Below are 13,711 nucleotides of genomic sequence, written 5' to 3'. Positions count from 1 at the left end.
TTCTTCGGCATCTCGCCCCGCGAGGCCCTGGCCATGGACCCCCAGCAGCGGCTGCTGCTGGAGACCACCTGGGAGGCGTTCGAGCGCGCCGGGATCGACGCGACCACCCTGCGCGGCAGCCGCACCGGCGTCTTCGTCGGTACCAACGGCCAGGACTACGCCACGCTTCTGCGCCAGGGCACCGGCACCACCGACGTACGGGGACACGTCGCCACCGGCAACACCGCCAGCGTCATGTCGGGACGCCTCTCCTACGCCTTCGGCCTGGAAGGCCCGGCCGTCACCGTCGACACCGCCTGCTCCTCCGCGCTGGTCGCCCTGCACATGGCCGCGAACGCCCTGCGCACCGGCGAGTGCGCCCTCGCACTGGCCGGCGGCGTCTCGGTCATGTCCAGCCCCGACTCCTTCACCGAGTTCACGGTCCAGGGCGGGCTGGCCCCCGACGGCCGCTGCAAGCCGTTCGCCGACGCGGCCGACGGCACCAGCTGGTCCGAGGGCGTGGGCGTCCTCCTCCTGGAACGGCTCTCCGACGCCCGCCGCAACGGCCACGACGTCTGGGGCATCGTGCGCGGCACCGCCGTCAACCAGGACGGCGCCTCCAACGGCCTGACCGCGCCCAGCGGACGCGCCCAGCAGCGCGCCATCCGCCAGGCCCTCGCCGACGCCGACCTCACGCCCGCAGACGTCGATGTGGTCGAGGCCCACGGCACCGGCACCACCCTCGGCGACCCCATCGAGGCCAACGCCCTGATGGCCGCCTACGGACCGGACCGGCCACGCCCGCTGCTGCTCGGCGCCGTCAAGTCGAACCTGGGCCACACCCAGGCCGCCGCCGGCGTCGCCGGCACGATCAAGATGCTTCTTGCGATGCGCCACGGCGTGCTCCCCAAGACGCTGCACGTCGACTCCCCGTCCTCGCACGTCGACTGGACGGACGGCACGGTCTCGCTCATCACCGAGCAGCAGGAGTGGCCCGACACCGGACACGTCCGGCGGGCCGGCGTCTCCGCCTTCGGCGTCAGCGGCACCAACGCCCACGTCATCATCGAGCAGGCGCCGGCCACCGAGGAGCCCGCGGCGGACGAGCCCGCCACGCCCACCGTGGTGCCGGACCTCGTGCCCTGGCCGGTGTCGGGCACCTCCGAGGCCGCGCTGGCGGCACAGACCGGGCAGGTCTCGGCACTGACCGGCCTCTCACCGGTCGACGTGGGCCACTCCCTCGCCACCGGCAGGGCGGCGTTCGCCCACCGCGCGGTCCTCGCGGCCGACGGAGCGGGAGTACGGGAACTCGCACGCGGCGTCGCCCGGGAGACCGACGGGAAGCTGGCGGTGCTGTTCTCGGGTCAGGGTGCGCAGCGGGCCGGGATGGGCCGGGAGCTGTATGCCCGGTTCCCGGTGTTCGCGGAGGCGTTGGACGAGGTGCTGGGGCATTTCGACGGTGAGTTGCGTGATCTTCGTGCGGTGATGTTCGGTGAGGTGGGGGGCCTGGATGAGACGGGGTTCACGCAGCCTGCGCTGTTCGCGGTGGAGGTGGCGTTGTTCCGGTTGGCGGAGTCGTTGGGGGTTCGTGCGGACTGTGTGGCCGGGCATTCGGTCGGTGAGGTTGCGGCGGCGCATGTGGCGGGGGTGTTGTCGCTGGCGGATGCGTGTGTGCTGGTGGCGGCCCGTGCGCGGTTGATGCAGGCGTTGCCGGTGGGCGGTGCGATGGTGGCTGTGCAGGCCTCCGAGAGTGAGGTGGCGGGGCGGTTGGTCGGCGGGGTGTCGATCGCGGCGGTCAACGGGCCGGAGTCTGTGGTCGTTGCCGGGGGCGAGTGCGAGGTGCTGCGGATGGCGGAGGAGCTGGCGGCGGAGGGGCGCAAGACCCAGCGGCTGTCGGTCAGTCATGCGTTCCATTCGCCGTTGATGGAGCCGATGCTGGCGGAGTTCCGGCGGGTGGCCGAGGGGCTGTCGTACGAGGCTCCGCGCATCCCGCTCGTCTCCAATGTGACGGGCGGACTCGCCACCGAGAGCATCGTCTGCACGGCCGACTACTGGGTGCGGCACGTGCGGGAGACCGTGCGTTTCGCCGATGGTGTACGTGCCATGGCGGCTGAAGGCATCGATTCCTACCTGGAGTTGGGCCCGGACGGGGTGCTGACGGCGATGGCCCGGCACAGTCTGGACGAGACGGCTGTGGCTGTTCCGGCCCTGCGCAAGGACCGTCCCGAAGAGACCGCGCTGCTGACCGCGCTCGCCCACCTGCATGTCAACGGGGTCGGGGTGGACTGGTCCGCCTGGTTCGCCGGCACCGGTGCCCGCCGCGTGGACCTGCCCACCTACCCCTTCCAGCACCAGTGGTTCTGGCCGGAGGCCACGCCCGCAGGGCGTGCGCAGGACGGCCCGCAGGACCCCGTGGACGCCGAGTTCTGGGACGCGGTGGAGCGCGAAGACCTGTCGTCGCTCTCCACCGGCCTCGACCTGGACGATGCCGCGCTGGCCACCCTCGTACCCGCCCTGTCCGCCTGGCGCCGCAAGCGCGTCGAGCACTCGACCGTCGACGGCTGGCGCTACGAGGTGTCCTGGAAACCGCTCGGCGGCATGCCGGCGGGCACGCTCCCGGAGCCGTGGCTGGCGCTCGTCCCGGCAGGCCATGCCGACGACGAGGGGAACGCGGCCGTGACCGCGGCCCTCGGTGAGTCGGCCGTCACCGTCGAAGTCGACGCGACCGACTGCGGCGCACTCGCCGGGCAGCTCACCGAACTCGGTCCGCGCGGCGCCGGGTTCACCGGAGTGGTCTCTCTTCTCGCCACCCCGTACACCGACACTCTCCCCTCCGGACCGGCATGGCCCGACGAGCTGCTGCGCGCCCTGGCGGACGCCGGAATCGACGCTCCGCTGTGGTGCGTCACCCGCGGCGCGGTGTCGGTGAACCACTCGGAGACCGCGATCCGCGTCGCCCAGGCGGCGGTGTGGGGCCTCGGCAGGGTCGCGGCCCTGGACCACCCGGACCGCTGGGGCGGCCTGGTCGACGTGCCGCAGGTGCTCGACCGCCGTTCGGCCGGACGGTTCCGCGCCGTACTGTCCGGCGCCGGTGACGAGGACCAGGTGGCTCTGCGGCCCTCCGGCGCCTTCGGGCGGCGGCTGGTGCGCGCGGACAGTGCCCCCGTCGCACCGTGGCAGCCGGCCGGCACGGTCCTGGTCTTCGGCCCGGTGTCCGGCGCCGGCGGACACTGCGCCCGCTGGCTCGCCGGACAGGGCGCCCGGAACCTGGTACTGGCCGACCCCGCCGCACCCGACACGACGCAGCTGCGTGCCGAACTCGCGGCCACGGGCGCGTCGTTGACGGTGCTCGACGGTGCGTCGGCCGACGGCGAAGCGCTGCCGGCCGCCCTCGCCGCGCTCCCGGAGCAGGCGCCGCTGACCGCCGTGGTCCACGCGGGCGGCCCGTCCGACGCCGACGCGTACGGACCCGCCGCCACCGAGGATCCCGGCGCCGCTCTGGCCGCGCTGCGTGCGGACGTGGAGAGCCTGGCGGCCGTGGCCGAAGCGGCGGCCGGCGACCGTCCCCTGGACGCGTTCGTCCTCTTCTCCTCGATCGCCGGTGCCTGGGGTGCCGGCGGCCGGGGCACCGAGGCGGCGGCCGGCGCCCAGCTCGACGCCCTGGCGAGCACGTTGCGCGCACACGGACTGCCCGCCACGACGGTCTCGTGGGGCGGCTGGGCCGACACCACCTCCGACAGCCTGGCCGCCCATCTGCGGGCCAACGGGCTGCCCGCGATGACTCCCGAGCGGGCCCTGACCGCGCTCGCCCGCTCCCTCGGCACCGGCGCCCCCTCGGTGACGGTCGCCGACGTACGGTGGGACGGATTCGCGCCCGCCTTCACCCGCAACCGGCGCACCGCCCTCTTCGCGGAACTGCCCGAAGCCCGCGACGCGCTGACGGACCCGGGCAGCACCGGACAGGGCACGGCGGACACCACGACCGGCCTGCGGGCCGAACTCGCCGCCCGCCCGGAAGCGGAACACACCGACATCCTGCTGGCCCTGATCCGTACCCAGGTGGCCGCGGTGCTCGGGTTCGCGGACGCCGACGCCGTACCCTCCGGACAGGCGTTCAAGGACCTCGGCTTCGACTCGCTGACCGCGGTCGACCTGCGCAACCAGCTCGCCACCGCGACAGGCCTGACGCTGCCCGCCACCCTCGTCTTCGACTACCCCACGGCCGAGGCGCTCGCCGGCCACCTGCGGGCCGCACTCCTCGGCGAGGACGGGCGGGAGCTCCCCGCGGTGGCGCGGGCCGAGGGCGCCGGCACCGCCGAGGACCCGGTCGCCATCGTCGGCATGAGCTGCCGCTACCCGGGCGGTATCCGTTCGCCCGAGGACCTGTGGCAGCTGGTCATGGACGAGAGGGACGCCGTCGGAGGCTTCCCCACGGACCGCGGCTGGGACCTGGACCGGCTGCTGCACGGCGACCGGGACGGCCACGGCCGGACCGTCACGAGCGAAGGCGGGTTCCTCTACGACGTGGCCGACTTCGACCCCGGGTTCTTCGGGATCTCGCCGCGCGAGGCGATGGTGATGGACCCACAGCAGCGCATCCTCCTGGAAGCCACCTGGGAGGCCCTGGAGCGCACCGGCGTCGACCCCGCCCAGCTGCGCGGCGGCGACACCGGCGTGTTCATCGGCGGCGGCTCGGGCGACTACCGGCCCGAGGCGGGCCAGCTGGGCCACGCGCAGACCGCGCAGTCGGCCAGCCTGCTCTCCGGCCGGGTGGCCTACCACTTCGGTCTGGAAGGCCCCTCCGTCAGCGTCGACACGGCGTGCTCGTCGTCCCTGGTGGCACTCCACCTGGCCGCCCAGGCCCTGCGCGGCGGCGAGTGCTCCCTCGCCGTGACCGGCGGCGTGACGGTGATGTCCAGCCCGGTGAACTTCGTCGAGTTCGGGGAGATGGGAGCCCTCGCGCCGGACGGCCGCTGCCGGCCCTTCGCGTCCGCCGCAGCCGGCACCGGCTGGTCCGAGGGCGTGGGCGTGCTCGTCCTGGAACGGCTCTCGGACGCCCGACGCAACGGGCACGAGGTCCTCGCGGTGCTGCGCGGCTCCGCCGTCAACCAGGACGGTGCCAGCAACGGCATCACCGCGCCCAACGGCCCCTCGCAGCGCCGCGTCATCCAGCGGGCGCTGACCAGTGCGGGGCTGGCGCCGGCCGACGTGGACGCCGTGGAGGCCCATGGCACCGGCACCACCCTGGGCGACCCCATCGAGGCCCAGGCGCTGCTGGCCACGTACGGACAGGACCGCCCGGAGGACCGGCCGCTGCTGCTCGGGTCGGTGAAGTCCAACATCGGCCACACCCAGGCGGCCGCCGGCGTCGCCGGCGTGATCAAGATGGTGCTGGCGATGCAACACGGCGTGCTGCCCAGGAGCCTGCACATCGACGAGCCGTCGGCGCACGTCGACTGGAGCGCCGGAGCCGTCGAACTGCTGGCGGACGCGGCCGACTGGCCGCGTACCGGCCGCCCGCGCCGGGCCGGCATCTCGGCCTTCGGCGCCAGCGGCACCAACTCCCACGTGATCATCGAGCAGCCCGTGGAAACCGTCCCGGACGAACCCCGGCAGCCCCAGGAGGCAGGCGGTCCGCTGCCGGTGCCCGTGTCCGGCGCCGTGCCGGAAGCGCTGCGCGCCCAGGCCAGGCAGCTGCACGCCTACGTGACTGCCCGGCCCGGCCTCGGTGTCGCCGAGTTCGCGCTGTCCGCGGCCACCACCCGGTCGGCCTTCACCCACCGGGCCGCCGTCCTCGCCGAGGACCGCGAGGAACTGCTCGCGGGCCTGGCCGCGCTCGCCGACGGACTCGGCACTCCCCAGGTCCTGCGGGGCCGGGTGCCGGAGCGCCGCGGCAAGCTCGCGGTGCTGTTCACCGGCCAGGGTGCGCAGCGCGTGGGCATGGGCCGGGAGCTGTACGACCGGTTCCCGGTGTTCGCCGAGGCCCTGGACGCGGTGGCGGCACGTATGGACGCGGAACTGGACCGCCCCCTGCGGGACGTCATGTTCGAGGACGCGGAGCGGCTGAACGAGACGGGTTTCACCCAGCCCGCGCTGTTCGCCGTCGAGGTGGCGCTGTTCCGCCTGGTCGAGTCCTGGGGCATCCGTCCGGACTTCGCCGCCGGGCACTCCGTCGGCGAGATAGCGGCCGCCCACGTGGCCGGGGTCTTCTCCCTGGACGACGCGTGCCGCCTGGTGGCCGCACGGGCCCGGCTGATGAACGCCCTGCCCACGGGCGGCGCCATGGTCGCCGTACAGGCCACCGAGGAGGAGGTCCGGGTACACCTGACCGACGGCGTGTCCGTCGCGGCGGTCAACGGGCCGCGGTCGGTGGTCCTCTCCGGCGACGAGACCGCGGTCCTCGACATCGCGGAGAAGTTCACCGCCGACGGGCGCAAGACTAGGCGTTTGCGGGTGAGCCATGCATTTCACTCACTGCACATGGACGCCATCCTGGAGGACTTCCGACGCGTCGCCCGCAGCATCGGCTACGACACCCCGGCGATCCCGCTCGTGTCCAACGTGACCGGCGGGACGGCGACCGGGCAGCAGGTGTGCTCCCCGGACTACTGGGTGCGCCACGTCCGTGAAGCCGTCCGCTTCGGCGACGGCATCCGCACCCTCGCTGAACGCGGCGTGACCGTCTTCCTGGAACTCGGCCCCGACGGCGCGCTGTGCGCCATGGCCCAGGAAACCCTGGACACCCTGCCCACGCAGGCGGTCACCGTCCCGGCGCTGCGCCGGGACCGCGGGGAGCAGGAAAGCCTGGTCACCGCACTCGCCCGGCTGCACGTCGACGGAGCGAACCCGCGCTGGCCCGCCGTACTCACCGGGGCACCGGCCGCGCCCCGCCGCACCGACCTGCCCACCTACCCCTTCCAGCACCAGCGGTTCTGGCCGGCCGGCCGGCCCGCCACCGACACCGGCCCGGCGACGGCCGCGGACGACGGCTTCTGGTCGGCCGTACGGGAAGCGGACTTCGCCACACTCGAATCCACGCTCCACGTCGAGCGCGACGCGCTGTCCAAGGTGCTCCCCGCGCTCGCGGACTGGCGCCGCAGGCGCGAGGAGGCCGGCACCGTCGACGGCTGGCGGCAGCGGATCACCTTCCAGCCGCTGACCCGCACGCCCTCCCACACCCCGGCGGGCACCCACCTCGCGGTGATCCCGGCAGGACACGAGCAGGACCCGTGGGTCGCCGACGTCGTCACCGCCCTGGGCCCGGACACCGTACGCCTCACCGCGCCCGGCACCGACCGCACCACCCTGGCCGGACTGCTGCGCCAACAGGCCGCCGAAGGACGCGAGTTCCGTGCCGTGGTCTCCCTGCTCGCCCTCGCCACGGAACCCGCCCACCCGGCCCACGCCCCCGAGGCGCTGGCCCTCACCACCACCTTGATCCAGGCGCTCGGCGACGCGGACCTCGCCGCACCCCTGTGGTGCGTCACCCGCGCAGCGGTCACCGCCGTACCCGGCGACTCCACGACCGCACCCGCCCAGGCCGCCGTGTGGGGCCTGGGACGGGTGGCCGCCCTGGAGCACCCGCGGCGCTGGGGAGGCCTGATCGACCTGCCCGGAACCCTCGACGAACGGTCCGCGGCCCGCCTCGCCGAAGTCATCGCCGCACCCGGCGGCGAGGACCAGATCGCGATCCGGCCCTCCGCCGTACTCGGCCGCCGGCTGGAACCCGTCCCGGCCGGCCGGGACGTCCAGGAGTGGAACCCCACCGGAACCGTCCTGATCACCGGCGGTACCGGAGCACTGGGCGCCCACGTGGCACGCGAACTGGCCCGGGCGGGCGCACGGCACCTGCTGCTCCTGAGCCGCCGGGGCCCGGACGCCCCCGGCGCGGACGCACTGCGCGCCGACCTCAACGCGCTCGGCGCGGACGTCACCCTCACCGCATGCGACGCCGCCGACCGCGACGCCCTCGCGAAGGTCCTGGCGGACATCCCCGAAGAGGCGCCCCTGACCGCCGTCGTCCACACCGCAGGCATCATCGACGACGGCGTACTGGAAAGCCTCACCCCGGACCGCTTCGAGGACGTCTTCCGCGCCAAGGCCGCCTCGGCCCTGGCCCTGCACGACCTCACCAAGGACCTGGACCTGGCCGTGTTCGCCCTGTTCTCCTCGTCCTCCGGAGCGGTCGGCAACGCCGGCCAGGCCAACTACGCCGCCGCCAACACCTTCCTGGACGCCCTCGCCGAACAGCGCCGGGCCCAGGGCCTGGCCGCGACCTCGATCGCCTGGGGCGTGTGGGGCGGCGGCGGGATGGCCGACGACGACCGGGCGGCCGACGTGGCCCGGCGCATCGGCATCCGCCCGCTGGACCCGGACCTCGCCGTCGTGGCGCTGCGCCGGGCCGTCATGGACGGACGGCCCACCGAGGTCGTCGCCGACATCGAACGCGACCGGTTCGTCCGCTCCTTCACCGCCGTACGGCCCAGCCCGCTCCTCGGCGAGCCGGCCGGCACCGGACACCAGGCGGCGGACACCGGTACGGACGCCACCGACGCGGACGCCACCGGCGACGCGCTGCGCGAGAAGCTGACGGGCCTGCCGCCCGCCAAGCGCTCCGAAGCCGTACTGGCCCTGGTCCGCACCCGGGCCGCGGCCGTACTGGGACACCCCACGGCCGACGCCGTGGGCGCCGACCGGGCTTTCCGCGACCTCGGCTTCGACTCCCTGAGCGCCGTCGAACTACGCAACCAGCTCGGCGCCGCGACCGGACTGACCCTGACCGCCACCCTCGTCTTCGACCACCCCAACCCCGCCGACCTGGCCGCCCACCTGCTGAGCCTGCTCCTCCCCGACGAAGGACCGGGGGAGGGGGCCGGCGACGGCGACCTGGAATCCTCCGGCATCAGGGCCCTGCTCGCCTCCGTCTCCGTGGCCCAGCTGCGCGAGATCGGCGTGCTCGGCCCCCTGCTGAAGCTCGCCGAACAGACCGCGGCGTCCCACACCGAGACCGCCGCCGGGACGGCAGCGGACGCCTACGAAGAGTCGATCGACGCGATGGACGTCGCCGATCTGGTCCAGGCGGCACTCGACGGCAACTCCTCCCAAGAGCACTGAAAGAGCGGACCATGACCACATCCAGTGAAACCGTCGTCGCGGCCCTCCGTGCCTCGCTGAAGGAAGCCGAGCACCTGCGCCGCCAGAACCGCAAACTCGCCGCCGCGGCCACCGAACCCGTCGCGATCGTGGCGATGAGCTGCCGCTACCCCGGCGGCGTGAACTCGCCCGAGGACCTCTGGGACCTCCTGGCCTCCGGGAAGGACGCCATCGGCGCGTTCCCCACGGACCGCGGCTGGGACCTCGACGCCCTGCGCGACGCCGGCGTCGACCGGCGCGGCAACGCCGTCAGCCAGGAAGGAGGCTTCCTCGACGGTGTGGGCGACTTCGACGCGGACTTCTTCGGAATCTCACCGCGCGAGTCCGTCACCATGGACCCGCAGCAGCGGCTCCTGCTGGAGACCTCCTGGGAGGCGATCGAACGCGCCGGGATCGACCCGGTGTCCCTGCGCGGCAGCCGCACCGGAGTGTTCGTCGGCACCAACGGCCAGGACTACGCCTACCTGCTGGTCGGGTCCCTGGCCGACGCCACCGGTGACATCGGCACCGGAATCGCCGCCAGCGCCACCTCCGGGCGGCTGTCCTACACGCTGGGCCTGGAAGGCCCGGCAGTGACGGTCGACACGGCATGCTCGTCCTCGCTCGTGGCCCTGCACACGGCGGCCCACGCCCTCAGGGCCGGCGAGTGCTCGCTGGCCCTGGTCGGCGGCGTGAACGTCATGTCGTCCCCAGGCTCCCTGATGGAGTTCAGCCGGCAGGGCGGCCTCGCGGCGGACGGCCGGTGCAAGGCGTTCGCCGACGCCGCCGACGGCACCGGCTGGTCGGAAGGCGTCGGCATCCTCGTCGTCGAGCGCCTGAGCGACGCCCGCCGCAACGGACACCCCGTCCTGGCCGTCGTACGGGGCTCCGCCGTCAACCAGGACGGCGCCTCCAACGGCTTCACCGCGCCCAGCGGCCCTGCGCAGCAGCGGGTGATCCGGCAGGCACTGGCGAGCGCCGGACTGTCGGCCGCGGACGTGGACGTCGTGGAGGCACACGGCACCGGTACGCCCCTGGGTGACCCGATCGAGGCGCAGGCGCTGCTGGCCACCTACGGCCAGGGGCGGGCCCCGGAGCGGCCCTTGCTGCTCGGCTCGGTGAAGTCCAATCTCGGCCACACGCAGGCGGCGGCCGGGGTGGCGGGGATCATCAAGGTGGTCCTGGCGATGCGCAACGGTGTGCTGCCGCAGACGTTGCATGTGGACGCGCCGTCGTCGCACGTGGACTGGTCGTCCGGCGCGGTGGACCTCCTGACTGGGCCCCGTCAGTGGCCGAAGGCCGACCGGCCGTGGCGCGCGGGTGTGTCGTCGTTCGGCATCAGCGGAACCAACGCCCACGTGATCGTGGAACAGGCGGACCCGGCCGAAGAGCCGGCGCCGGAACCACAGCTGGTGCCCGCCGTGGTGCCGTGGCTGGTCTCGGCCAAATCGGAGGAGGCACTGGCGGCGCAGATCGAACGGATCTCCTCGCTCAGGGGAACCTCGGCACCCGTGGACGTGGGCTTCTCGCTCGTCTCGGGCCGTTCGATCTTCGCGCACCGTGCGGTGCTGCTGGCACAGTGCCCCGACGGAGAGCTGTCCGAGGCGGCCCGGGGCCGCGCGGAGACGGGCCGCTCGGAGACCGGCCGCCCGGTCGCGGTGCTGTTCTCGGGTCAGGGTGCGCAGCGGGCCGGGATGGGCCGGGAGCTGTATGCCCGGTTCCCGGTGTTCGCGGAGGCGTTGGACGAGGTGCTGGGGCATTTCGACGGTGAGTTGCGTGATCTTCGTGCGGTGATGTTCGGTGAGGTGGGGGGTCTGGATGGGACGGGGTTCACGCAGCCTGCGCTGTTCGCGGTGGAGGTGGCGTTGTTCCGGTTGGCGGAGTCGTTGGGGGTTCGTGCGGACTGTGTGGCCGGGCATTCGGTCGGTGAGGTTGCGGCGGCGCATGTGGCGGGGGTGTTGTCGCTGGCGGATGCGTGTGTGCTGGTGGCGGCCCGTGCGCGGTTGATGCAGGCGTTGCCGGTGGGCGGTGCGATGGTGGCTGTGCAGGCCTCCGAGAGTGAGGTGGCGGGGCGGTTGGTCGGCGGGGTGTCGATCGCGGCGGTCAACGGGCCGGAGTCTGTGGTCGTTGCCGGGGGCGAGTGCGAGGTGCTGCGGATGGCGGAGGAGCTGGCGGCGGAGGGGCGCAAGACCCAGCGGCTGTCGGTCAGTCATGCGTTCCATTCGCCGTTGATGGAGCCGATGCTGGCGGAGTTCCGGCGGGTGGCCGAGGGGCTGTCGTACGAGGCTCCGCGCATCCCGCTCGTCTCCAATGTGACGGGCGGACTCGCCACCGAGAGCATCGTCTGCACGGCCGACTACTGGGTGCGGCACGTGCGGGAGACCGTGCGTTTCGCCGATGGTGTACGTGCCATGGCGGCTGAAGGCATCGATACCTACCTGGAGTTGGGCCCGGACGGGGTGCTGACGGCGATGGCCCGGCACAGTCTGGACGCGACGGCTGTGGCTGTTCCGGCCCTGCGCAAGGACCGCCCCGAAGAGACCGCGCTGCTGACCGCGCTCGCCCACCTGCATGTCAACGGGGTCGGGGTGGACTGGTCCGCCTGGTTCGCCGGCACCGGTGCCCGCCGCGTGGACCTGCCCACCTACCCCTTCCAACATCAGTGGTACTGGCCCCGGCCGGCCGCGCAGTCGGGGGATGTGACCGGCGCCGGTCTGCTGCCCGCGGAGCACCCCCTGCTGGGCGCGACGCTCACCCTCGCGGACGATGGCGGGGTGGTGCTGACGGGCAGGCTGTCCCTCCGGACGCATCCGTGGCTGACCGACCACGCCATGGGTGGCAGTGTGCTCTTCCCGGGAACCGGTTTCCTGGAGCTGGCGATGTGCGCTGCCGACCAGGTCGGCTGTGACCGCATCGGGGACCTCGTCCTGATGCAACCTCTGGTGCTCCAGGAGGAGCGCGCCACTCAGATCCAGGTACTGGTAGGGGCAGCCGACGAGGCGGGCGCCCGCACGATCTCCGTACATTCACGCCCGGACGGTGACCCCGGCCTGCCGTGGTCCCAGCACGCGGGCGGCACGTTGACCTCGGGGGAGCGGATCGGGGACTTCGGTTCCGCGGTCTGGCCGCCGCCGGACGCGGAGGCCGTTGACCTGGAGGGCTTCTACGAGGGGACCGGGTACGGCCCGGCCTTCCAGGGGCTGCGCTCGGTGTGGCGCTGCGAGGACGGGGCCTTCGCCGAGGTGGTATTGCCGGACCAGGCCGCCGAGGAGGCCGCGTCCTTCGGACTGCACCCGGCGCTGCTGGACGCGGTGCTCCAGACACACCGCATGGCCGGGGTCGGCAGCGAGAACGACCGGTTCCTGCCCTTTGCCTGGCGGGGCGTGTCGCTGCACGCGGGCGGCGCCTCGGTCCTGCGGGTCCGGGTCGTGAAGACCGGCGATGACTCGATGTCCATCACGGCTGTCGACGTCGAAGGCGCGCCGGTCCTGTCCGCCGAGGCGATGGTGATGCGGGCCTACCGCGACCCCGGCACCGGCGAATCGACGGCACGAAGCGGCGCGGAGCACGGTGAGCTGTTGTCGTTGGAGTGGGTGGCGGGTCCGGAGGTGCAGCCGGCTGAGGTGCGGTGTGTGTCCCTGGGCGCGGATGAGCTGGGGGTCGGGGCGTCGGTCGGGTCCCTGTCGGAGCTGACCGGTGACGAGGACCTTGTGGTGGTCCCCGTATCCGGGCGTGGGGCCGGTGATGTGCCTGCCCGTACGCACGAGTTGACCGGCCGAGTCCTGGGTGTGCTTCAGGAGTGGTCGGCCCGGGAGGAAACGGGGTCCTGCCGTCTGGTGTTTGTTACGCGGGGTGCTGTGGCGGCTGGTGTGGGTGAGCCGGTGGTGGATGTGGCGGCGGCTGCGGTGTGGGGTCTGGTGCGTTCGGCGCAGTCGGAGAATCCGGGACGGCTGGCGCTGGTGGACCTGGAGGACGGGGCCCTCGACCCGGTGCTCGGAGAGCTGCCGGGTCTGCTGGCTGCCGGGGAGGCCCAGTTCGTGGTGCGTGGTGAGGCGCTGCGGGTGGGCCGGCTGGCTGAGCTGGGCGGTGGTGCGGGGGAGGTGCCGGGGGAGTGGGATGCGGACGGCACGGTGCTGATCACTGGTGGCACCGGGGGACTGGGACGTGAGCTGGCCCGGCATCTGGTGGCCGAGCGGGGGTGCGGCATCTGCTGCTGGTCAGCCGTAGCGGTCCGGATGCGCCGGGTGCTGGGGAGCTGCGGGAGGAGTTGGCGGCCTACGGCGCCGAGGTCGCGGTCCGCGCCTGTGATGTGGCGGACCGGGTGGCGGTTCAGGCTGCCGTGGGTGCGGTGTCTGCCGCGCATCCGCTGACGGCTGTCATCCACACGGCGGGTGTGCTCGATGACGGTGTGGTGACGTCGCTGACGCCGGAGCGGTTGTCGGGGGTGTTGCGTCCGAAGGCGGATGCCGCCTGGCATCTGCACGAGGCCACCAAGGACCTCAACCTGGCCGCATTCGTGCTCTACTCGTCCGTCTCGGGCGTGCTGGGGGCGCCGGGGCAGGGCAGCTACGCCGCGGGCAATGTGTTCTTGGATGCGCTG

General features: G+C 73.4%; 2 protein-coding genes and 1 pseudogene (1 of these 3 only partly in view). All 3 read left to right on the top strand.

Going from position 1 to position 13,711, the window contains the following annotated elements; all coding sequences use genetic code 11:
* Positions 1 to 9,093: the 3' portion of a type I polyketide synthase gene (locus tag ACEXOX_RS03405; protein ID WP_406518997.1), read on the top strand. 8,121 nt of this gene lie to the left of the window's left edge; only the last 9,093 of its 17,214 coding nucleotides appear in the window; its start codon lies off the left edge, out of view; it ends in the stop codon at positions 9,091 to 9,093.
* The gene (locus ACEXOX_RS03400) at positions 9,090 to 13,481 is read left to right on the top strand and encodes a type I polyketide synthase (RefSeq protein WP_406526210.1); all 4,392 of its coding nucleotides are present in this window, start codon (positions 9,090 to 9,092) and stop codon (positions 13,479 to 13,481) included. The genes ACEXOX_RS03405 and ACEXOX_RS03400 overlap by 4 nt, the downstream gene beginning before the upstream one ends.
* Positions 13,364 to 13,711 (top strand): annotated as a pseudogene (locus tag ACEXOX_RS03395) (KR domain-containing protein); the annotation flags it as partial. The gene ACEXOX_RS03400 and the pseudogene ACEXOX_RS03395, both read left to right, overlap by 118 nt.

Source organism: Streptomyces sp. Ac-502 (assembly GCF_045222935.1).
In the GTDB taxonomy this organism is placed as follows: Bacteria; Actinomycetota; Actinomycetes; order Streptomycetales; family Streptomycetaceae; genus Streptomyces; species Streptomyces monomycini.
The sequence above is the reverse complement of the archived record's forward strand: the minus strand, read 5'-3'. Positions and strand labels throughout refer to the sequence as shown.